This window comes from Alistipes onderdonkii (assembly GCF_025145285.1).
Lineage (GTDB): Bacteria > Bacteroidota > Bacteroidia > Bacteroidales > Rikenellaceae > Alistipes > Alistipes onderdonkii.
This window is the reverse complement of sequence record NZ_CP102251.1, coordinates 2,333,913-2,357,587: the sequence shown is the minus strand read 5'-3', so window position 1 is coordinate 2,357,587 and position 23,675 is coordinate 2,333,913. Positions and strand designations below refer to the sequence as shown.

General features: G+C 59.7%; 15 protein-coding genes and 3 tRNA genes. 11 read left to right on the top strand and 7 right to left on the bottom strand.

Annotated features, from left to right (window positions below; all coding sequences use genetic code 11):
* Window positions 1-68 precede the first annotated feature (68 nt).
* The gene (locus NQ559_RS09570; RefSeq protein ID WP_244061883.1) at window positions 69-3,257 is read right to left on the bottom strand and encodes an alpha-mannosidase; all 3,189 of its coding nucleotides are present in this window, start codon (window positions 3,255-3,257) and stop codon (window positions 69-71) included.
* Between the two features lie 215 nt (window positions 3,258-3,472).
* Between NQ559_RS09570 and NQ559_RS09565 the strand changes: the two genes are divergently transcribed.
* From NQ559_RS09565 to NQ559_RS09540, 6 genes are all read left to right on the top strand, one after another.
* On the top strand, window positions 3,473-5,074 hold the full coding sequence (locus tag NQ559_RS09565) for a calcineurin-like phosphoesterase C-terminal domain-containing protein (RefSeq protein WP_018694710.1): 1,602 nt from the start codon (window positions 3,473-3,475) through the stop codon (window positions 5,072-5,074).
* 427 nt (window positions 5,075-5,501) lie between these two features.
* Window positions 5,502-6,059, top strand: coding sequence for a DUF6377 domain-containing protein (locus tag NQ559_RS09560; RefSeq protein ID WP_018694709.1), 558 nt, complete (start codon window positions 5,502-5,504; stop codon window positions 6,057-6,059).
* A gap of 373 nt (window positions 6,060-6,432) precedes the next feature.
* The gene (locus NQ559_RS09555) at window positions 6,433-8,868 is read left to right on the top strand and encodes a hypothetical protein (RefSeq protein ID WP_154653984.1); all 2,436 of its coding nucleotides are present in this window, start codon (window positions 6,433-6,435) and stop codon (window positions 8,866-8,868) included.
* A 25-nt stretch (window positions 8,869-8,893) separates the two neighbouring features.
* The gene (locus tag NQ559_RS09550; protein WP_244061886.1) at window positions 8,894-12,157 is read left to right on the top strand and encodes a SusC/RagA family TonB-linked outer membrane protein; all 3,264 of its coding nucleotides are present in this window, start codon (window positions 8,894-8,896) and stop codon (window positions 12,155-12,157) included.
* Between the two features lie 20 nt (window positions 12,158-12,177).
* Window positions 12,178-14,148, top strand: coding sequence for a RagB/SusD family nutrient uptake outer membrane protein (locus NQ559_RS09545; RefSeq protein WP_018694705.1), 1,971 nt, complete (start codon window positions 12,178-12,180; stop codon window positions 14,146-14,148).
* Between the two features lie 58 nt (window positions 14,149-14,206).
* The gene (locus tag NQ559_RS09540) at window positions 14,207-15,808 is read left to right on the top strand and encodes a calcineurin-like phosphoesterase C-terminal domain-containing protein (RefSeq protein ID WP_018694704.1); all 1,602 of its coding nucleotides are present in this window, start codon (window positions 14,207-14,209) and stop codon (window positions 15,806-15,808) included.
* Here the strand turns inward: NQ559_RS09540 and NQ559_RS09535 are convergent.
* From NQ559_RS09535 to NQ559_RS09520, 4 genes are all read right to left on the bottom strand, one after another.
* Complete coding sequence (locus NQ559_RS09535) at window positions 15,802-16,149, bottom strand: Arm DNA-binding domain-containing protein (protein ID WP_083923803.1); 348 nt, start codon at window positions 16,147-16,149, stop codon at window positions 15,802-15,804. The genes NQ559_RS09540 and NQ559_RS09535 overlap by 7 nt on opposite strands.
* A 116-nt stretch (window positions 16,150-16,265) precedes the next feature.
* Window positions 16,266-16,340 (bottom strand) — tRNA-Val (locus tag NQ559_RS09530).
* 48 nt (window positions 16,341-16,388) lie between these two features.
* Window positions 16,389-16,463, bottom strand: a tRNA-Val gene (locus NQ559_RS09525).
* Window positions 16,464-16,598: 135 nt separating this feature from the next.
* A tRNA-Asn gene (locus tag NQ559_RS09520) sits at window positions 16,599-16,672 on the bottom strand.
* A 125-nt stretch (window positions 16,673-16,797) separates the two neighbouring features.
* Between NQ559_RS09520 and NQ559_RS09515 the strand changes: the two genes are divergently transcribed.
* From NQ559_RS09515 to NQ559_RS09495, 5 genes are all read left to right on the top strand, one after another.
* Window positions 16,798-17,880 (top strand): DUF1573 domain-containing protein, encoded by a 1,083-nt coding sequence (locus NQ559_RS09515; protein ID WP_018694703.1) that lies wholly within the window; start codon window positions 16,798-16,800, stop codon window positions 17,878-17,880.
* Window positions 17,881-17,930: 50 nt separating this feature from the next.
* Window positions 17,931-18,815, top strand: coding sequence for a sulfide/dihydroorotate dehydrogenase-like FAD/NAD-binding protein (locus NQ559_RS09510; RefSeq protein ID WP_018694702.1), 885 nt, complete (start codon window positions 17,931-17,933; stop codon window positions 18,813-18,815).
* Between the two features lie 48 nt (window positions 18,816-18,863).
* Window positions 18,864-20,249, top strand: a complete 1,386-nt coding sequence (gltA, locus tag NQ559_RS09505) for an NADPH-dependent glutamate synthase (protein WP_018694701.1) — start codon at window positions 18,864-18,866, stop codon at window positions 20,247-20,249.
* Window positions 20,250-20,272: 23 nt separating this feature from the next.
* Window positions 20,273-20,839: a lipocalin-like domain-containing protein gene (locus NQ559_RS09500; protein WP_018694700.1), complete on the top strand. Its 567-nt coding sequence runs from the start codon at window positions 20,273-20,275 to the stop codon at window positions 20,837-20,839.
* Between the two features lie 279 nt (window positions 20,840-21,118).
* Window positions 21,119-21,967 carry a phosphodiester glycosidase family protein gene (locus NQ559_RS09495; RefSeq protein ID WP_018694699.1) on the top strand — a complete coding sequence of 283 codons (849 nt, stop codon included), beginning with the start codon at window positions 21,119-21,121 and terminating at the stop codon, window positions 21,965-21,967.
* Between the two features lie 91 nt (window positions 21,968-22,058).
* On the opposite strand, the gene NQ559_RS09490 is transcribed toward NQ559_RS09495, so the two are convergent.
* Window positions 22,059-23,084, bottom strand: a complete 1,026-nt coding sequence (locus NQ559_RS09490; RefSeq protein WP_026318163.1) for a glycosyltransferase family 9 protein — start codon at window positions 23,082-23,084, stop codon at window positions 22,059-22,061.
* Window positions 23,068-23,673, bottom strand: coding sequence for a DUF4254 domain-containing protein (locus NQ559_RS09485; protein ID WP_018694697.1), 606 nt, complete (start codon window positions 23,671-23,673; stop codon window positions 23,068-23,070). Before NQ559_RS09485 ends, NQ559_RS09490 begins: the two co-directional genes overlap by 17 nt.
* Window positions 23,674-23,675 lie beyond the last annotated feature (2 nt).

Below are 23,675 nucleotides of genomic sequence, written 5' to 3'. Positions count from 1 at the left end.
AAGGGATAGAGAATAAGCCCGTTCCGGATGTTCCGGAGCGGGCTTATCGCATATAGACTGTCTTTCCGTTATTCAATCACGGGCAGGGCACGCGGCTCGCAGGCCCACCGCGTCCCGTCGATCCGGTTCCCGGAGACCGTGATGGCGAAAATATTGATGTCGGCATCCTCGGGCAATGTCAGTTTTCCGGCTCCGGGGGCGATATCGAACCCGAGCCTGTAAAGGTACGTGAAGGTATAGGCATCGTTCCGGCCGTTCATCTTGTGCCGGTGGTTCCCGATATGGGCGATCGTCCCATCCTTGACGAACGACTTGGTCTTGTCGGCCCAGGCCCACTGGGCGCGGAAGCCCGAGTAATAGGGCACGACAGCCTCGTACTTGCGGCCGTCGATGTCGAAGACGGCTTTGCGGTCGCCCCTGGACGACGATGCGAGGATGTAGACCTTGTTATAATCGCCCTGCGGCAAATCGACCGTGACGGACTCCCTGCAGTTCAGCACGTTTTTCACGTCGGGTTCGCCGCGGCGGTATTCGATGCCGCCATGGACGATCACTTCGGGCATGAGCTCGGCAGCATAGGAGTTGCACTCCTTATCCACCTTGGCGACGGACTTGAACGGGTCGCTCGAAATGGAGTTCTGATTTACAGGAAAATCCACAAAGGCATTCTCGATCGCAGGGGCGGCCACGGGAGCCTCCGCCAACGTGACCTTATAGGTCTTGGGAGCAAAATGCCCGGCATCGACGAGCAGCCGGTTGCCTTCGAATCGTGCTTCCCCGACAGGTTCCTCGATTCCGTTCACCTCCTCGGCCGAAACGATCCGCACGGGGAAAGCCAGCTCGGCGCCGCGCACCTCCCTGCCCGTCGTCTCGAATACACGGACGATATAACCGCTGCCGTCCTCGGCCTTCTTAAGCGCCTTGACGGCGATCTGCGGGGTCGAAGCCGCGACAAAAGAGAACCTGCGTCCCAGCTTCCCGGGATGCTTCGGCGTCGTGAAGCTGAGGAGCGGCTGATTGAGCAGCTCGCCTTTCTCCACCACCCCGGCGCGGTTATGGTCGCCATCGTGCCCGACGAGCGAGTAAGTCATCGTATGGCGTCCGAAATCCAGATCCCGTTGGTCGGCATAGCGTTTCTCGGTCGAAGGCGTATGCAGCAGACTCAGGCGCAGGGTATTGTCGGCGGGTTTGTCCCAGCCGTATTTCGAATCGTTCAGAACGGCGATGCCATAGTCCCCGTCCGAGAGGTCTGCCCAATGATGGGCGAATGTTTCGTGCGCCCGCTGGTGGTTGGTGGGACGGCGCTGGTTGCCGATGCCGATGTCGTAGACGGCCTCCTCGGCGGAAACGGACATCGGGAATTCGGCCTTGAGCAGGGCGTCGGGCGTCTTCCAGTCGATGTCGGCCACGATGTCGATACGCTCGTCGTCCCCGCCGTCGGTCAGGCGGATATACTGCACCAGCCGGGAATCGCCGTACCGCCGTTCTACTTTCAGGGAGGCCCGTGCGGCGCCGCACTCCGCCACGCTGATCCGGACATCCGTATCCACGGGTTCGGGTGTCTGGTCGAGCGTCGCCTTGTGGATCTCCCATGCCGGATAGCGGTTCGACATATTGGGGGTCAGCACCGCAAGGCGGAAGGCCTTGCCTTTTTCGACCAGGTCGCGGCCGTTGCGCTTGTCAATGACCGAGGCGATGTCGCCGTTCGCATCGAGCGTCACCTTATAGACCCGGTTCTCGAGCGTATTGCCCGAGGCCCTGAGCACCTTGCCCTTGCCGGCCTTGCCGGCCCTCACGTCGTATACCGCATAGCTTACGGGTTCCATCGCGGCGGCAAACAGCACGGTCGCCCTGGCACCGTCGCGGGCAACGATCTGCGCAGGAACGGCCTTCCCGTCCGGCGCATAAACGGCCACCCCTTCGGCCTCCGCAGGCAGGTCGACCGTCGCCTCGACAAGGCTCCTGCGCGAATAAGCGGCGGGGTTATAAACCAGTACCGGACTTCCCTTCGCGCGGGTGTCCATTACGGATGCCGCAGCCCCGGCCGAGGCGAGGATCACATCGCAGAATTGTCCCTGCGCCAGGAATTCGTCGTTCCAGGAATAGGTATAAGCCTCCCAAATGCTGGTTCCCGTAAGGTCGTCGTGGAACTGGTGCCAGAGAAAACGCTTCCAAGCATCGTTAAGCGCCTCTTTCGGATAAGGTACGGCTCCCATCCAGTCGGCGATCACGGCCGAACGCTCGGCGGCATCGGCCAACTGTTCGTTACGGCGGTTGTAACGCTTCATCTCGGCCTGGGAGGTATAACAGCCCGGAGCGTGGACGTCGAGGGGCATCTCCCCGACGAACACCGGAAGTTCCGGATGGTTCCCGTAGGGCATATAATCCTCGTAGAGCTGCGAGGACGTGGCGCTGACAAGCTGCACGGGCCCCTTGCCGTTCGTAATCCCCTCCTCGAGCAGCTGGATGCTGCGGGGCAGGGCCGAGCCGCCGTGGTCTCCGGCTCCGTTCGCCAGTTTGTTGCCATAGTACCGGTAAGCGATGCCGAAAGGCGACTTCCGGGCACTTTCGGCCAATTCCTCGTTGGCGCTCAGATCCCCTTCGGGAAACTCGTTCCACGAATAGCGTCCCGGCTCGAGCGCCACCATGATGCGGGCGCCGTCGACCCCTTCCCAGAGCCCGATCGGAAACGGGGTTTTGGAGTCGCCGACAAGCGGCTCGGTGCGCCACGACAATTTCTGCGTCGAGAAACCGATCAGGCCGCAGTGGTGTCCCAGCGTCGGCATGACCTGGCTGAATCCGAAACAGTCGGGCAGGAACATATCCTTCGACTTGATGCCGAACTCCTTTTTATAAAACTCCTGTGCAAGCAGGATGTTGCGGATAAACGACTCCGACGACGGCATGTTCGGGTCGTTGGCCTCGAACGAAGCCCCCGAAATGTTCCATCGCCCGTCGGCTACGAATTTTCGGATGCGCTCGAAGAGGTGCGGATAGTACTCCTTGATCCATTCGTACTTGACGGCGCCTTCGAAATTGAACACGTAATGCGGATATTTTTCGAGCAGCGCCAGATTCTGCACGGCCGTATTATATAGGTAATCGTCGATCGTGGCTTTCACGTCCCACCGCCACTGCGTGTCGAGATGGGAATTGGAGACCATATAGACCTTGTATTTCTTTCCGGAATCCTGCGCCTGCGCAGCCGGCGGGCTTCCCGCCGAAAACAAAGCGAGGACGATTCCGATAAATCGCATGGTTTTCATATTTGCTTGCTTAAAAATTTAGTGATGAAAAGAAGATGGAAGTTGACCGGACTTCGACTACGTTGCGGACAAAAGTAATAAAAGGCAAGACAAATAGCAACATAAACACAACAAATAATCAAAAATAAATTTCCTTTTAATCTCTTTTTAATACCTGTATTAAAATAAAACTTATATATTTGCCATAACTTTAAAGCTAAAATACGATGGAAAAGAAATTCCGGACTCTTTCAGCCTACCTCCGCCGCGGGAGATTATCCATCCTGTTCGCCCTGCTGTTCGCCCTGCAAACCGGCTACGGCACACCCGCTGCCGCCCAGGACACCGCCGCCGGAATCTCCGGCCAAACCTGCTCCGCGACGGCCTCAGGCAAAGTGACCGACGAAACCGGAACCCCGGTGTCCGGGGTCGTCGTAAGCGACGGCCGCAATTGTGTCGCAACCGACAAAAAAGGACGGTACACGCTCAGGTGCGACCCTTCGGCCACGCACCTGTTCATCTCAGTCCCGGCCGGATACGAGACGACAGGCCAGCAGGGATTCGGGAGCTACCCCGATTTTTACGTCCCGATCGAGCCTGCAGCCGGAAAACCGGGGAAACTCCGCGCCGATTTCAGGTTACGCACCGTACCGCAGTCCCAACAAAACTTCACCCTGTTGCTGGTCGGCGACCCGCAATCCGACAGCGACCAGCAGATCGTCCGCTATGAACGGGAGACGATCGCCGACATGAAACGCACGCTCGGCCAGGCCGGCACCTACGCGGTAGCCATCGCGCTGGGCGATGTCGTGGGCCGGGGTGATGGGCAGAGCCACCTGAAACACAAGCGGGTAATGGGAACGCTCGGGGTGCCCTATTACGCAACGGCAGGCAACCACGACAAGGATGCCATGGATTACTCCGGCGAAACCTTCTCCAAGGCACTGGGGCCGCGTTGGTATTCGTTCAATGTCGGCGACGTGCATTTCGTGTGCATGGACAACGTAGACTCTTTCGAGGAGCAGAAAAAAGGCGCGAAATACCATGCCGGGTTCTCGGACATCCAGCTGCAGTGGCTCAGGCAGGATCTCGCCTTCGTCGGCAAGGACAAAATGATCTTCCTGTATTACCACATCCCCGAGCGCGACCACACCTCGCACAGGAACCACGACGCCGTTTTTTCGCTGATAGCCCCCTATGAGAACACAGTGACCGCATGCGGCCATACCCATTTCTTCCAACCCTACATGGAAACGGAATACGGCACGTCGGAATATATCATGGGTGCGGCCTGCGGTTATTTCTGGCGGTCGCATTGCGCCGGGGACGGCGTCCCGAACGGCTATTCGGTCATGACGGTCTCGGGAACGGAGATAACCGACGCCTATTTCAAAGGTACGGGGCACAGCCGCGACTACCAGCTCCGGCTCTACCGCGGGGACGACATTTTCGGCAGCGAACGAGCCTCTTATACCTACGGGATGGGCAGCGACGTCATACTTGCCAACGTATTTTTCGCGGGCATGGGCGGCAAATGGAAAATCGAGGTATTCGAGGACGGGGAACTTTCCGGCGAAATGGAGAAAATGGATCCTTCCATCGGCGATCTCTGGATCAGGGGATACCACACCGGGGTAAAAAGTTTCCCGAAGAAGAGCGCGAGCGCACCGTGCCACCACCTGTTCAGCTACAAACTGAAAAACCCCGACGCCAAGGTAGTCGTCCGTGCGACCGCCCCCTTCGGCAACACCTACACCCAGAACCGGATAACCCGGGCCGGGGATTACGGCGACGCCACCGGCGAATTCCTGCAATGCCCGGCGGACTGAAAACGCATTAAAATCGCAACCGCCCGGACAAAATCCCGGCAGTCCCGATTTTAAAATGTATATTTGTATTACGACAACCTAACCCTCGACCAGATATGAACCGTAATTTCCTTCTGCTTACCGGCCTGCTGATCTGCTGCTGCGTCCCGACAAATGACTTTATCGTCCGCACAATGCGTGGGGGGGGGATTTCCCTCTTTTAATTTCGGGAGCCGGCAACATACTGCCGGAACGAATAGTCCTGTCGGCTTCGCGCGGCGGCGAAGCCGGCAAAAACAACGCTGACCCCGCGCCGGCAACAGCGGGGATCACGCAAGCCCGAAGCCCGCGGAAAAGCAAGGCCGCACTGCCGGCCATCGCAACGGGCGCATTCCTCCTACTGGCGGCCATCTCGCTCGCCCTCAGGCAAAAACACCAAATCAAACGGTTGCGTGCGCAGCATGCGCAAACCGACGCCCGGCTGCACGAACTCAGCGAACAGCTCGCCGCAAGCAGCCTCCGCCACGAAACAGCCACCCGGGAACTCTCCCAGGCCAATACCATCAAAGACAAATACCTGCGTTACTACATGCAACGCAGCACGTTCTACATCAACAAATTAGAACGTCACCGCACACACCTCTACAAGACTGCGCTCTCGTACGGGCAGGAGCGCCTTTTGCGTGAGTTGCGCTCGCCTACGCCCATCGAGCAGGAATACAAATCGTTCTTCCACGAATTCGACCGGGTATTCCTTTCGCTTTATCCCGACTTCGTGGAAAAGGCCAATGCCCTGCTGCGGGACGGGGAGCAAATGAAAACGTCCGGCCTCAACACCGAATTCCGGCTGCTGGCCGTGATCCGGCTGGGCATCACGGGCAACAGCGAAATCGCCCAGTTCCTGCATATCTCCATAAATACGGTCTACACCTACCGCAACCGGCTGCGGAACGCGGCAAAATGCCCGCCCGCCGAATTCGAACGCCGGATCATGGAGATCGTCTGACAGCCGGAAATCCCGCGCCGGCAATTCATACGGAATTCATATAATAACACCCGGCCTACGGAAATAACATGCTATTTACCAGAATATTGGTTGAAATACGCATTCATATTTCATTTTGATGCTGTTGACACACATTTCCCAAAAGCATACTTTTACAAACAACAAAGCGGCATTTTCTCTGAAATAAACACAAAAGAGCACGATAGGAAATCGAATATATTTCTCTTTGATCTTCATTTGTCTTTCATTCAATATCTTTTCACCAACCTTTAAAATACGGACATGCCTATGACAAAGTAAAGACTGCGACCCCGGACTTTTACGACTACGAACCATTCATTCATCCAAATATTCAACCCTAAAACTTTCATTTATGAGAAAATCTCTTCATTTTCTTATTTACATGCTTTTTGCCGCACCGCTATTGCTGTCCAGCTCCTGCGGCATCGAGGATGTAGAGGCAGAAGACGGTGCGATCGTATTCGAACTCTATGACGCGGAGGGCAACCTGATCGAGGGCCTCCAAAGCATGCGGTTCGGCACGACGGCCACTTATACCTTAAAGAGTGCATTCGTCACTTATACAGTGGCCACCCCGCCCACGGGCTGGAAATGCACCGTGATCCCCAGCTCCCGGAGCTGTTCGGTCACTGCGCCCGCCGCTTCCGACCTGGGAGCCAAGGCCAGCGGCGACGTGGTCATCGAAATACAGTCTCAGGCCGGCCGCACGGAGACCTATACGCTCGCCGTAGCCGCCCTGGAAAACGACATCACGCTCACATTCGACGAAGAGACAATCTCGAAGACCCATGTATTCTCCTACGGGAAGAGCATGGAATTCGAATTCACCAGCGAGAACACCGCGTCGCTCGACGTAAGCGTCCCCAAGGGATGGACTTACACGGCCGATGTCGATGCGGGCCTGCTGACCGTCACCGCGCCCACGCAGGAGGAGGCCGACCCGGCCATGGAAGGCAGCGTCAAGGTTACGCCGCTGAGCGTCCGCGGGACGGCCGGCGAGGGTGCGTCGATCCCCGTCGAACTCTCAACCAAGTTGCCGATCATCTCCTTTGCCGAGGCCGATTACAAATTCGCCTTCGGCGAGCAGCGCGACATCCCCTGCACCGTCACCAACGTAGCCACGTGCGACATCACGGCACTCAAAGGCTGGGACATCGCACTCGACATCGAAAATTCGGTGCTCAAAGTCACGGCTCCGGCCGACGGCGCGGACTGCACCGGTGCGGGCACGATAGAGTTCGCAGCCGTTTCGGCGGAAGAGCTCACGGCATCGTTCAGCGTCCGCCTGAGCTGGAAGGGCATCTCGACCCCCGAAGAGTTCGTAGCCTTCGGCAACGCGGTGACCGAAGGGGCGCCGCTCGACGCCTACACCAACGGCGGCAGGATCGTCCTTGTCAGCGACATCGACCTGAGCACCCTTACCCAAACCAGCTTCGTAGGTTCGGCCGCCAATCCGTTCAAAGGGACTTTCGACGGCCTGAACAATACGATCACCGTCAAGCTGGCGGATCAGGACTCGAAGGAACTCGGCCTGTTCCACACGCTCGACGCAACGGCCGAAATAAAGAACCTCTCGCTGGCGGGCAGCATGTCCGTATCGCAAGCCACCCCGGTAGTAGCCGGCACGCTGGCCGTCTATAACAACGGCGCGGCACTGACGAAAGTCACCAACAAGGCCACACTGTCCTTCTCCGGGGCGAAAACCGTTGCCACGGCAGGTTATCTCGGCGGGCTGATCGGCCTGGCCAACGTCGGTTCGGTCTACACCGATTGCCACAATACGGGCGAATTCATCATCACGGGGACAGCCCGGACGGAGTTCATCGGCGGCATCGTCGCCGGCACCGCGGACAAAACGGAAGGGTCGCTCGTGAACTGCACGAACAAAGGCAATTTCAGCTTCGACTTCCCGGGCGCCGTCGACACCGGCCAATACGGAGGATTGTTCGGCCATGCCGAGAAATCGAACTGGACGTTCAGCAACTGCACCAACGAAGGCACCTTCACCGTCACCTTCGCCGATCCGGGGCACCAGTTCCACTCGCTGGGCGGTATCCTGGCCACCGGCTACGGCGTGTTCGACAATTGTGTCAACAAGGGCAAGATCACGTTCAACAACTCCAACGGCACGAAATATCGCCGCACGGGCGGTATCGTAGGCTGCGTCGGATCGGACGCAGGCCTGGGTTATACGCTCAGGATGACCAACTGCCGCAACGAGGCCGACATCGCGGCGTCGACGGCATCGGTCGGCGGTCTGATCGGCATTGCCGAAAAGGTGGCGTCGCCGGCCCTGATCGAAAACTGCATCAACACAGGTAACATGACCAGCCCCACGATGGCCGACTACGACCTCTTCTACATGGGCGGCATCGCCGGCAAGGTCGCCGGAGCCTTCACGTTGAAAAACTGCATCAACCGCGGCAACCTCACGGCGGCCGTCGAGCGCGACATCGCGGGTATCGCCGTATCCGGAGACGACAATGCCGTTTTCGACGGTTGCGAGAACTACGGCGACATTACGGCAGTGGCCAACCACAAAACCGACAAATGGCGCCCGATCGTGGCCGGCATCGTCGCCATAGAAAACGACAAGGTCACCACGATCACGAACTGCACCTGCAAGTGCACCATCGATGCGACGCTCTACCAGGCGACCAGCGTCGGAGCGGTCTATGTCTTCCAGAAAACCTGGGAAAAGGGTGTCGAAGATAAGAAGACCGTATGCGACGAGGCTTCCAAAACCAATTCGGCGGAAACGACAATCAGAATCACGACAAGAGAGTAAAACCCAATAAGAATACAATACGGTTATGAATAAATATCATATTATAACACTGATATTGTGTCTGTTTTGTCTGGGAGGGGCCGCCACGGCCTCTCCGGACAGGACGGCAGCCGCCCCGGACACCCAGGCGCGTTCCTCGCAGCTGAAGGTCTCGGGTATCATCAAGGATGACGCGGGAAGCCCGCTGATCGGCGTGACCATCGTCGTCAAAGGCACCTCCTCGGGCAGCGTATCGAACTCCGACGGCAGCTATACGATCACGGTTCCCTACGCCGAAGCGACGCTGATGGTCTCCTACATCGGCTATGCCCCGCAGGAGATAAACGTAAACAACCGCACGAGGATCGACATCACGATGGTCGAGGACAGCAAGGCGCTCGAAGAGGTCGTGGTGGTAGGTTACAACGTACAGAAGAAGGAGACCATCACCGGTTCGATCTCGACGATCACCACCAAAGACCTCAAGCAGTCCCCCACGGCCAACATCAACAATGCGCTGGCCGGGCGCATGCCGGGCCTGCTGGTCAACCAGTTCAACGGCGGCGAACCGGGTAACGACGCCGCACAGCTCAACATTCGCGGTAAATCGACCTACGGCAAGTCGGACGTGATCATGATCGTCGACGGTATCGAGCGCGACATGAGCTACCTCTCCCCGGACGAGATCGAGACCTTCACGATCCTCAAGGATGCTTCGGCGACGGCACCCTACGGTATCCGCGGCGCCAACGGCGTGATCATCGTCACGACCAAGCGCGGCCGAAAAGGCGAAAAACCGACCGTCGATTTCAAGGCGTCGGTCGGTGTCAGCGAACCCATCCGTTACCCCGACTACCTGGGTTCGGCAGACTATGCGACCCTCTACAACGAGGCGATGCTCAACGACAACCCCTCGCTGGATCCCGGCTCGGCATCGCTCTTCTCCCAGGAGACGATCAGCAATTTCCGCCGCGCCAAGGGCGACAACTCCGACGGCCTGGGCTACAACTGGGATTACTTCGACTACGCATTCAAACCGTCGATCCTCCAGGATTACAGCCTTTCGGTACGAGGCGGCACCGACCGCGCCCGTTATTTCATCCTCGGCAGCTACTACAACCAGGGCGGCAACTACAAGCATTCGAACTCCGACAACGTCAACAAGTTCCTGCGCTATAACTTCCGCGCCAACGTCGATGTCGACGCCACCAAGCGGCTGAAGATCTCGGTCGACCTGGGCGCCCGCGTCACGGAATACAACTACCCGGGCGCCACGGCGGCCAACATCATCTCGCTGGCCAACACGCAGCCCCCCTACCTGCCGATCATCCTGCCCAACAACCACAACGACGTCAACCAGGCCGATTTCGAGGAGAACGGCGGCTACCTGCTCTATGCCGACAACGACTACCGTTACAATATGCTCGGGCAGCTCAACCGCACCGGCTTCAGCAAACGTACGCGCCGCTACCTGCAGGGATCGTTCAAACTGAGCCACGACCTGGACTTCATCACCAAGGGCCTGAGCGTCGCCGCGCAGTTCTCCTACGACACCTACAACCAGCACACCATCAACAACAGCGTGCCGACCCACAGCACGGGCAACCTGACCTACCCGGGCTATTCGACGTGGATGCTCCCCACCGAATACAGTATCGACGAGTGGAAGAACAACGCCGACTACTGGATCAAGAACGGCACCTATGTAACCGCCAACCAGCGAACCACGGACGATGCGCAAAGCAACAGCATCAGCCACGGCTCGCCCGAAGGGACGTCGCGTTTCCAGGCGCGCCTGGACTACGCCCGCAAATTCGGCGACCACAACGTGTCGGGCATGCTGCTCTTCTACCTGCAGAACAAGGTCATCAGCAACCAGGTTCCCTATCGCTACATGGGATTTTCAGGCCGCGCGACCTACGACTACCGGAACAAGTACCTCTTCGAGTTCAACATCGGTTACAACGGCTCGGAGAACTTCGCCCGCGGCAAGCGCTACGGCGTATTCCCGGCAGGCGCCGTCGGCTGGGTCATCACGCAGGAGCGATTCATGAGGGACGTAAAGTGGCTCGACCACCTCAAGCTGCGCGCATCGTACGGTCTGGTGGGTAACGACCAGCTTTCGGGCAACCGTTTCTCCTACCTGCAATACTACAAGTCGTCGGACGGCATGACCACCTATTTCGGCGAGACCGAGGCCGGCTATACCAGCTACCTGGTCGAGGGCGTGTTCGCCAATCCGAACCTGACGTGGGAGAAGGCCCGCAAGTTCAACTTCGGTATCGACGCCCAGTTCTTCAACCAGCGGCTGACCTTCACGCTCGATATCTTCAAGGAGCACCGCTACGACATCCTCACTTCGCTCTCGGGGGATGACAAGGTCGGGTTCCCCTACATCGTCGGGCAGGTCGCCCCGATCGTCAACTCGGGTATCGTCGACAACCACGGCGTCGAATTCGAAATCGGCTGGAACGGTCATATCGGGCAGCATTTCCGCTACTACATCCGCCCGAACTTCACGTTCGCACGCAACAAGATAAAATACTGCAACGAAATCTCCTACATCGACAACAACGGCCGTGACTGCCCGTGGCGTTACCAGACCGGCAAACGCCTCGATGAGAATTTCTGCTACATCTTCGACCACTTCGTGGCCGACCAGGGCGAGGCCGACCGCCTGAACGCGATGAACGGCGGCAGCGGATTCGCCATCTGGGGCCCCGTACAGCCGGGCGACGTGGTCTACAAAGACCTCAACGGCGACGGCGTGGTCAACAACTACGACCGTGCCGCCATCGGCAACCCCCGTACGCCCGAGATCCAGTTCGGTATTCCGCTGGGACTCTCCTACAAGGGCTTCGACTTCAGCATGCTGTGGCAGGGCTCGGCACTCTGCTCCGTACAGCTGAGCGGCCCGGCCGTATGGGATTTCCCGCTCTACGACCAGTCGCGTATCGGCAAGGTGCGCCGGATGCACCTCGACCGCTGGACGCCCGAAACGGCAGCTACGGCGAAATACCCCGCTCTGCACTACGGCATCCACAACAACAATAAACAGCAGTATTCGAGCCTCTTCCTCTACGACGCTTCGTACATCCGCCTGAAAAACGTCGAGATCGGTTACACGCTGCCCAAAGCCTGGACTTCGAAAGCCGGCATCCAGAACGTCCGCATCTACGTGCAGGGACAGAACCTGCTCACGTTCGACAACCTGGGCGACGTCGACATGGATCCCGAGATCAAGAACGGCGACGGCAGCTGGTTCCCCGTACAGCGTGTCATCAACATCGGCCTTAACATGACATTCTAACCCAACAAAAACCAATGACAATGAAAAAAATCTTATATCTGCTCTGTAGCTGCTTTGCAGTCACGCTGATGGCTTCCTGCGAGGATTTCCTCGACAAGACCCCGCAGGGCGACAAAACGGATCAGGACATATTCTCGCGTTTCAACGAGACTGAAAGCCTGATTAACCGGCTCTACTTCTACGCCCGCGCCGCCGACCAGCCGCTCGTGCACATCCGTTTCTTCAGCGACTCTGCGCTCACGGACGAATGCGAAGGCTCTTCGGCCGAGAACGGATGGTCCAACAAGTTCAACGACGGCGACTGGGAACCGGGTTCCCAGCTCTACACCTCGTGCAACGCCACGACCAATGCGGGTGCCTGCCACACCTTCTGGCCCAAACTCTACGAAGACATCCGCTGCGCCAACGTCATCCTCGAAGGTATCGAGAAGTACAACACCCCGGATTCCGAGGCACGCCCCGGCACGCTCTCGCAGCGTATCGGCGAGGTGCTCTTCATCCGCGCCTACCTGCACTACTGCGTACTGAAAAGCTACGGCGAATGCCCCTACGTCGACTATACGGTAAACCCCAACGCACTGCCGCCGTTCGAACGCGAGAACATCCATACGATCGTCGAGAAGATCTGTCGCGACTGCGACGAGGCCTATGCCCGCGTCTCGGCGCAGAACCTGATGGATCAGTTCGGCCGCGTGGAGAAAGGCGCCTGCCTGGCGCTGAAGGCCATGGCGCTCTGGATCGCAGCCACGCCGCTCTACAACGGGTCGACGCTCAAAGGCGACACCCGCAACTATGCGTCGGTCTACCAGTCGTACGACCCCGCGCGTTGGGACGCCGCAGCCGCGGCCGCCAAGGCCGTGATGGATTTCGAGGCCGAGGGACAGAAACGCTACTCGCTCTACCAGGGTTCGCCCAAAAGCCAGACGACCGACTCGGGCGGCACGGATCAGAGCAACGGCGCGGTTTACAGCCGCCTGTGGGAGCTGTTCCACCGCACGATGAACGACGCCAAGAAAGCCGAATGGATCTTCTTCCACCTCCACTGCAAAACCGTGGGTTACCACAACGACATGTACCCGCCTTCGGCGCAGGGACAGGCACGCGAGGTTCCCGTACAGGATCAGGTGGACGAATACGAGGTGATCGGCCCCGACGGCTACGGTTATCCGATCTATGCGCTCAAGCAGAACCACAAGGCGCTCTACGGCAGCCTGATCTCCGAGGAGGACATGGCCAAGGCCTATGACGACGGCAACCCCTATGTCAACCGCGACCCGCGTTTCTACCGCGACATCATCTACCACGGATCCATGTTCAAGGGCAAGTGGATCAACACGGCCACCGGTGCCGACGCCATCAACGCCGCCAACTCCACGTCGACGGGCTACTTCACCCGCAAATATTTCGACGGCTATTACACCAAGGGCATGTCGGGCAACTGGAACTTCGATGCGCCGCTGATCCGCCTGGCGACGATCTACCTGGTCTATGCCGAAGCGGTCACCCGCTCGAAGGGCGCCACCCCCGAGGTCTACAACCTGATGAACGAGCTGCGTGCCCGTTCGTTCATGGCCCCCATCCCGCCGGCCGCGCAGACCAACAAGGAGTTGCTACTCGACTACATCCTGCGCGAACGCCGCGTAGAGCTCTACCACGAAAAGAGCCGCTTCTTCTCGACGCGGTTCTACCTCGAACCGACCAGCCCCGAAGAACTGGCCAAGGATGCCCAGTGGAGTTCGATCCAGGGGACGAACGACCAGAAGGCACAGTTGTATTTCGACAAATACGGCGCCTACCCCAAGACGCAGCACCGCATCTGCGGCATGCGCCCCGTGGAAGACCCCAACGGCAAGATATCGATATCCGGCAAAACCTACCGCATGGAACGCTTCTGGAAGGAGGACCGCGTATTCCTCGAGAAGCACTACCTCTTCCCGATCCCGACCGAAGAGTTGCAGCGGGCCAACATTCCGCAAAACCCCAACTGGTAATTGACAATCACCGACCCGACCGCCCGAACCGGCGGTCGGGTTGACAGTAAAACAAACTATGAAAAACGATTCAATCTTCACATGGTTCCGCCGGAAACTCCGCCTCCCGGCCGCAGCACTGGTAGCTGCGGCAATGATGGCTTGCGGCGGAGACGACAAAATGATCACCGAACTGCCCAAACCCGGCGGCGATGACGACGGGGGCAAAACGGAGATCACGCCCGACAAGGGCATCACCCTCTACGGGCTGGTAAGCGACAAGGAGGGCAACCCCCTCGAAGGGGTCGTCGTAAGCGACGGGTACAGCGTCGTGGCGAGCGATAAGAAGGGCGTCTACCAGATCGTGCGCGACCCCAACGCCAAGCACGTATTCATCTCCGTGCCTTCGGGGTACGAGATCCCGGCACAGGCGAACTTCGGCTCCTACCAGGGTGCCTACCAGGCGGCCAACTCCGTCACCGGCAGCAGTTCGAAACCCTACCGGGCAGACTTCACGCTTAGCAAGCTCGCCCAAAGCGACAAGCGGTTCCTGCTCTTCGGGCTGGGCGACCCGCAGCCCGACAACAACGACCATATACATCGGTTCCGCACGGAAACGGTACCCGACGTGAAGAAGATCGCCGCCAAGTACTCGATCCCGATGGTCGGCATCGCCCTTGGCGACATCCTGGGCAAGGGCGACGCCCAGACCTTCACCTCGATGAAACGCGCCTTCGGTGAAACGGGCGTCCCGTTCTTCACCACGATCGGCAACCACGACAAGAGTTCGGTGGACTATACGGGTGACACCTACCGCGACGTGCTCGGGCCGCGCTGGTACTCGTTCAACCGCGGCGACGTGCATTTCATTGCGATGGACAACATCATCTTCACCGGCACGGACTACACGGGCGGCTTCACCGACGAGCAGGTGGCATGGCTGGAGAAAGACCTCGGCTTCGTCCCGACGGATAAAATGGTAATCCTCTACTACCACATCCCGCTGCGCGACAACACGGGCTACCTCAACCGCAAAAAGGTGCTCGACATGATCTCCAGGTATAAGAACCCCACCCTGATGTGCGCCCATACGCACTATTTCCAGCCTTACCACATGCGCTCGCACAAACTCTTCGAACGCATCCACGGCGGCACGTGCGGTTATTTCTGGCGTTCGACATGCGGCGGCGACGGCACGCCCAACGGCTTCATGGTCTACGAGATCGACGGCACCGAAATCATCGACACCTATTTCAAGGCCTCGCAGCGCGCCGACGACTACCAGATCCGGCTCTATCGCGGCAACGCCGAGTTCGCAGGCCCCTATGCGACCTACAAATACGATGTCGGGGCGGACGTAGTCGTAGCCAACGTCTTCACGTCCGGGATGGACGGCGCGACCTGGAAAGTCGAACTGTCCGAAGACGGAGGCAAGACGTGGAGCGTTATGACGGAGATGTCGCAGAGCTACGGCGACCGCTGGATCCGCGGCTACCACATCGGGGTCGAGAAACATCCGGTGGAAAGCGGCACCAGCCCCTGCTACCACCAATACCAGTGCAAGCTGAAAAATCCCGAAGCGACCGGCATCGTGGTTCGTGCGACCGACAGTTTCAACCATGTCTACACACAGACGCATTTCAACGAAAGCAACGATTTCACCGAGGCCGAGGGTTATTGACCCTCCCGGCCGTATACATCGAGCGGGCTGCCCTTTTTGCGGGGCGGCCCGTTTCCGTCAGGCATACCATGAAACCCCGCGGAAATCATGGATGAAGCGAGCCGGCACCCCGAAGCACCGGCCGCCCAGACCGTTCCGCATTCGGTGCGCCGTATATGAAGTGCGCCGCGAAAACAGCAGGGTTCCTGTACCGCATGTTCAGGAACAGATCCGAAACCGAAGACGCCGCACAAAGACATATATCTCTTCTTTCCATCTTTACAGAAACGAATCATCAGCGGGTGCGCTCCGTTTGCAAGCATTTTTGATTTGTAACACAAGATGCTAATACCTGCTGCCATGTGGTTTTCTGGTTTAACTCCCGGTTTAACTCGAAAGCTAAAAACAGCAGTAAACCACGAAAACAGCACATATGAAAAAAGCAGCTACATTGCTGTAACTGCTTGATTTTCATTAGTGGGAACATGCGGATTTGAACCGCAGACCTCCTGCTTGTCGAACAGGCGCTCTAAACCAACTGAGCTATGCTCCCGGCACAAAAAAACCACTTGCATTACTGTAAGTGGCTGATTTTCAGTTGTGGGAGCTGAGGGATTCGAACCCCCGACCCTCTGCTTGTAAGGCAGACGCTCTGAACCAGCTGAGCTAAGCTCCCGTAGTGAATGGCTTGGGACTGCAAAGGTAATTCAAAATACATGAACTCCAAATTTTTCATCGAAATTTTTCATTCTTTTTATCACCTACCCTGCAGGCGTTTCTGAAAGAACCTTACGCAACCCTCGCGCATCTGCGCCTGAACAAGGACTTGAACCTAGGACCCCATGATTAACAGTCATGTGCTCTAACCAACTGAGCTATTCAGGCATTCGGAAATCGGTTTTTCAACCGTTTCGGAGTGCAAATATATAGCAAAATTTCATTCCCGCAAAATTATTGCACGATTTTTTCTCAAAAAATGTACCTTTGCATCATAGACACCAATCAGCACCATGACGGCACGACGACATATCCTCCTCACACTCTTGGCCCTTTGCGCTTTCGCAACGGCGGCGCAGGCACAACTGGTCTTTACCCCCGACACCTGGGATTTCGGCACGATCCGCGAAACCGACGGCCGCGTGAGCCATACGTTCACGGGCGAGAACCGCGGCAATACGCCCGTGGTGATCCTCGACGTGGTCACCACCTGCGGCTGCACGGTACCCCAATTCACCAAGCGTCCGATCCGCCCCGGCGAGAAAACCACCGTCAAGGTGACATTCGACCCGGCCAACCGCCCCGGCGCCTTCACCAAGGAACTGGGCGTCTACTCCTCCGAGCGGAAAAAGGTCGCCACGCTCACCATCCGGGGCAATGTCACGCCGCGCATGAAATCCACCGAGGAGCTCTACCCGGTCGATGCGGGCGGAGGGCTGCGGCTCTCCACGACCCTCAACGCCTTCTCCTACATCCGCCCCGGACAACAGGTACAGTCCGCCATCGGCTATGCGAACACCTCGGGCAAAACCATCCGGCTCGAACTGCGCCCGCTGGAATCGAGCGGGCTGCTGACGGTGACCGCCCCGCGCGAGATCGCACCGGGCGAACAGGGATCGATCAACGTTGCCTACCTCATCCCCGAGGCCGATCCCCGCTACGGCACGCTGCGCGACGCCCTCGAGGTGCGCGTCGACGGCCGCACCAACGGCACGGCGATCGTCACCCACGGCATCGGCATCGACCGGACGCCAACAGGCGCCGAAGGACAAAACGCCCCGAAAGCACAGATAATCGAAAATATTATTAAATTTGGCCCGGTAAAGCATGGTGCCCCCAGGCAGGAACGTACCTTTACGCTCTCGAATACGGGCAGTGCCGAACTGGTCGTGCGCGCCGTCGAAACCAACGGCAGGATCGCCACGACGCTCGTCCCCGGACAACGCATCCCGGCGGGCAGTTCCTTCACGGCGAGGGTGTCCGTCGACCCGGGCGAACAGGATTTCGGCGTGCTGACCGATTTCGTGATGATCGTCACCAACGACCCGCTGCGCCCGATGCGGCGGCTGAGGGTGACGGCCATCATCGAAGAATAACGACAAAATGCGGCTCCCGCCCGATGGCAGCGGCCGGAAAAAATATATTGATGTACCCGATACTTGAAAAAAGACTCCTCGCCGAGGGCATCTGGCTGATGCAAGTCCTCGCACCGCGCGTCGCACATTCGGCGCAACCCGGGCAGTTCGTCATCGTCCGCGCCGACGAGCACGGCGAACGCATCCCGCTCACGATCTCGGACTACGACCCCGCGCAGGGCAGCGTCACCATCGTGACGCAGGCTATCGGCGCCTCGACACGCAAAATATGCTCGCTGGATGCGGGCGATGCCTTCGCCGATTTCGCAGGCCCGCTGGGACACCCCTCGGAATTCGTAACGATGCAGCCCGGCGAGCTCCGCAGGCGGCGCTACCTCTTCGTAGCGGGCGGCGTGGGCACCGCCCCGGTCTACCCCCAGGTCAAATGGCTCCGCGAGCACGGCGTCGCGGCCGATGTCATCATCGGCGCCAAGACCCGCGACATGCTCATCTATACCAACGCCATGCGTGCCGTAGCCGAAAACCTCTACATCGCCACCGACGACGGTTCGGAAGGGTTCAAGGGGCTCGTCACGCAGGTCGTCGAGGAGCTGGTCGAAAAACAGGGCCGGCATTACGACGAATGTGTCGCCATCGGGCCCATGGTCATGATGAAATTCGTGGCGCTCACCACAAAAAAATACGGGCTCAGGACAACCGTGTCGCTCAACGCGCTGATGGTCGACGGCACGGGCATGTGCGGCGCCTGCCGCGTGACGGTCGGCGGCAGGACGCGTTTCACCTGCGTCGAAGGCCCCGAGTTCGACGGCCACGAGGTCGATTTCGACGAAGCCATGCGCCGGCAGGGCATGTACCGCACGCAGGAACAGCGCGCCGCGGCCATCGAGGCCGAACGCGCCGCCGGGCACCAATGTAAAATAGGACTGGATAAATAGACACCGCCCGGGACGCACACCCCGGGAATCCCCAAAGCATACACGACAATGGCAAACAAGATACCGCGCGTCCCCGTGCGCGAACAAGACCCGCAAATCCGCGCGACCAACTTCGAGGAGGTCTGCTATGGTTACGACCTCGACGAGGCAAGGCTGGAAGCGTCGCGCTGCCTGCACTGCAGGAATCCCCGCTGTGTGGCTGCCTGCCCCGTCAGCATCCGCATCCCCGACTTCATCGGAGCCTTGCACACCGGGGAGTTGCAGCAGGCCGCCGACATCATCGCCGGCGACAGTTCGCTGCCCTCGATCTGCGGCCGCGTCTGCCCGCAGGAATCGCAGTGCGAAGGCTCCTGCATCCTGGGCATCAAAGGCGAACCGGTCGCCATCGGCAAACTCGAACGCTTCATCGGCGACTGGAAGCTCGAACACGGCGCCGCCGCGGCACAGACCGCACCCCGCAACGGGTACAAGGTCGCCGTCATCGGCAGCGGCCCGGCCGGGCTGGCCTGCGCGAGCGACCTTGCGAAACTGGGCTATGAAGTCAAGATCTTCGAGGCGCTGCACAAGGCGGGCGGCGTACTGGTCTACGGCATCCCCGAGTTCCGGCTGCCCAAGGAGCGTATCGTGGCACGCGAAATCGCCGAGGTCGAAAAACTGGGCGTAGAGATCGAGACCGACGTCATCGTCGGCCGCACCGTGACCATCGACTCGCTGCTGGACGAAGAGGGCTACGCCGCCGTGTTCATCGGCTCGGGTGCCGGACTGCCCCGCTTCATGGGCATCCCGGGCGAGAACCTCAACGGCGTGGTTTCGGCCAACGAATTCCTCACACGCGCCAACCTGATGCACGCTTACGACCGGGACTACGACACCCCGATCTATGTCGGCAAACGGGTGGTGGTGGTCGGCGGAGGCAACGTGGCGATGGATGCCGTACGCACGGCCAAGCGGCTGGGCGCCGAGGCGACGATCGTATACCGCCGCAGCGAGAAGGAACTCCCGGCACGCGCCGAAGAGGTGCACCATGCCAAGGAGGAGGGCATCTGCTTCAGGATGCTCACCAACCCCACCGAGGTGCTCGGCGACGAGCGTGGCTGGGTGACCGGCATCCGGTGCGTGGAGATGGAGCTGGGCGAACCCGACGAAAGCGGCCGCCGTTCGCCCGTCGTAAAGGCCGGCTCGGAGTTCGGGATTGCCTGCGACGTAGTCATCATGGCACTGGGCACCTCGCCCAATCCGCTGCTGGCCGCCACGACCGCAGGGCTCGAAACCAACCGGCGCGGCTGCATCACCGCCGACGAACACGGCGCCACATCACGCGAAGGGGTTTTCGCGGGCGGCGACGCCGTGACGGGAGCCGCCACGGTAATCCTGGCAATGGGTGCCGGCCGCATGGCGGCAAAGGCCATCGACGAATATATCCGGAAACGTTAAACCTTTAAAATACCATACGAACGATGAAACGCATGAAAATCATGGTCGCGGCCATCGCCCTGTGCGGCCTGGCAGCCTGCAGCGACAACACCCCCAAGAGCTTCACCGGCACCATCACCGATGCGTCGATGAACACCGTAACCGTCGAAAACGCCGAGGGGACATTCACCTTCTCGACCATGGACGCCGACAAGAGCGAGGCCAACGGCCTGCTGCTGGGAGCGCCCGTCACGGTCAATTACAGCGGCAAACTCGAAGAGGGCGCGGCCGCCTCGAAAGTGGCCACCGACCCCACCTATGCCGAGGCTGTCGGCAATTGGACGATGCCCGACCCGATCGACCCCGATGGCGTCATGGGTATCCGGATCATGGTCGAAGGAGAGGCGCAGTCGATCAACATGGCCACGCTGCGCTACGCGTCGTGGGAATTGCAGGGCGAAGCCGGCAAAATCCTGCTCAAGGGCGTGAGCGAAGGGTCGGGCTCCCCGATCGAATTCACCGAAACGGCCACCATCGCCAAGGACGCCGACGGTATCTATACGCTGACGATCGAGGGCAACGGCGCCGTCTACACCAAAGCCAACGAATAGCCGCAGCCCCCTGCGGTCACACGCGCCTTCCGCAATCCCGGAGGGCGCGTTTTATTTGCCGGAGGACGCCACCGTTTTCAACCGGACGGGCACCACAAGTTTTCGACGGAGGTAACCACAGACCTTTGGCGGACACTACAAGCCTTGCAGGACGGGCAGCCCGGGCTACCGGGACGATCGCCCGGCACAAAACGCGCCCCGCCCCGCAAACAGTTCCGTGAAACGGCTTGCCGAACCGGTTTATTCGTTAAATTTGCATCCGTCAACCACACTGCAACTATGGCCAGAATACTCCTCGCAGCCCTGCTGCTCCTGTTCACCCTCCCCGCCGCGGCACAGACGCCCGGCGACTCCATCGCCTTCGTCACCGCCGACTGGCATACCACCGACCTCGGCCGGGGTGCCGAGTGCCGCCACGCCCAGGTCGAGATGTTCGGTTCGCGGCAGAGCATCTCGGTCGTCAGCTACCCCGCACGGCACTTCGCCACGCAGATCGTACAGCTCGACGGCAAGGGTGAAACCACAGGCCGCATGGGCGAAGCCGCCGACGCCACAGCAGCCATCAACGGCAGCTATTTCAACATGAAAACCTTTACGCCCATCACCTTCGTGATGGTCGACTGCCGGGTATTGGGCCGCACGACGCCCGGCGAACTCATGCGTACCAACGGCATCATCGCCATCCGGGACAAACAGGGTCACGACGTCGCCATTTTCGCCTGCGACACCACCCAATACCCCCGCATAGCCCGCCGCTACCGCGCGGCGCTCGCAGCCGGCCCCCTACTGGTCAGCGGAGGCAAGGCCATCGAATACGATTCCGGCGACAGCTTCTATATCCACCGACACCCGCGTTCGCTGATCGGCAAGCGCCCGAACGGCGAGGTGGTGATGGCCGTGATCGACGGCCGCGCCAAAGGACAGGCCGCCGGTGCTACGATCGCCGAAACGGCTTACATCGCTCGCCTGCTGGGGCTCACGGACGCCCTCAACCTCGACGGCGGCGGTTCTTCGGCACTCTGGACGGCACAGGAAGGGGTGGTCAGCCACCCCAGCGACAACCGCCGCTTCGACCATGCCGGCGAACGCGCCGTGCCGAACGGCATCGTCGCCCGTCCGCGGAAATAAAGGGGCAGTCCTGAAAAGGTGCCCGGCACAGAGTAGTCACAAAAAAACAGCCCTCCTGATCCGGAGGGCTGTTTGCATATCCACGGCGAACCTATTCACCGACCATTTCGGCCACCCGCTCCGCAATCATGGCGGGCGTCACGGCATACAGGCAGCGGTAATCCCCGTAACGGCACGGCTTGTTCCCGAAGACCGAACAGGGACGGCATTCCATATCGGCCTGCAGGATGCCGCGCGGATCGCAGCCATAGCCGAAGAACCCCAGCCCGGGATGGGTAGCGCCCCATACCGACACTACGGGCGTCGCCACGAGCGAGGCCATGTGCATGACGAGCGAGTCCATCGCCACCACGCAGTCCAGGTTGGCGATCAGGTCTAATTCGCCGTCCATCCCGACCCGTCCGAACAGCGCCGTCACATTGGGGTGCGCACGCTCCATTTCCCGCGCGAACTCCGCTTCGGCTCCGCCTCCGCTGTGTATGAACACCCGGTCATAGCGTTCGGCCAACAGACGCACCGCCTCCCGCCCGAGCGCCGTGGGATAGGTTTTCCCCTGCTGCGCCGAAAACGGCGAGAAGCCGATCCAGGTGCCCGTCTTCTCCCCCATCGGGTTGGGACGGCAGCGCCGCAGGGCCGGCACGGGGTCGTCGAACACAAATCCCAGTTTCCGGAACACGTCGCAATAACGGACGACGGTATGCTTGGCGGGCTTCACGTCGCGGCCGCCCTTGCGGATAAACTCCTTTTTCTCCTCGCGTCCCTTCTCGATGGCCGCCACGGGGACTCCGCGCAGCCACAGGGCGGTGCGGAACATCACCGAGCGCAGCACGCCGTGCACGTCGGCCACGGCATCCACCCCCAGGCGCCGCGCATCGGCGGCCAGGCGCCACATTCCCCGCAGGGAGTGGTGCACACCCTTGATATCTACATCCATAAAACCGAGATCGAGCCCTGTAAAAAAGGCTCGAAACACGGGTCTTGTCGCTACCGTCACCCTCAGGTCGGGATAGGCCTCCTTCAAGGCCCGCAGCGCATGCGCCAGCATCACCACATCCCCCATCGCCGAAGTCCGGAAAACGACCAGATGACGCGGAAGTCTCTTATTTTTTCTGCCCATAAAGCACCGGGTTCAACGCCGGGTCGTTATACATCTTCATCTGCTTATAGGTCTTCATATACTTGCGGCCGGCCTCGATGTCCCCGATCAGCTCTTCGATCGCCCCCGAGAGGTCGACCTGCTGCGCCAGCAACACGTCGAGTTTCTTGCGGCACGCCGCGCGATGGGCATCGCCGACGTCCGTACGTTCGGCCTCCCGTGCCATGTGGTAAATCTTCAGCGCCAGGATCGACAGACGGTCGATAGCCCACGCCGGGGTCTCGGTATTGAGCCTGGCATCGGGCCGGGGTTCCACGTCCCTGTATTTGTCGAGCAGGTACGAGTCGATATATTCCACCATGTCGGTACGATCCTGGTTCGACTTGTCGATGCGGCGTTTGATGGCCAGCGCGGCCACAGGGTCGATCTGCGGGTCGCGGATAATATCCTCCAGATGCCACTGCACGGTGTCGATCCAGTTCTTATGGTATAACAGGTGTTCGAGCGAGCCCGGCTCATAGGGATTTTCGATCGGGTGATCCACATCGTCCCAGCGGTGGTAATCTCCGATGGCACGGTTGAAGATCTCGTTTGCGGTTTCGGTAAACATAG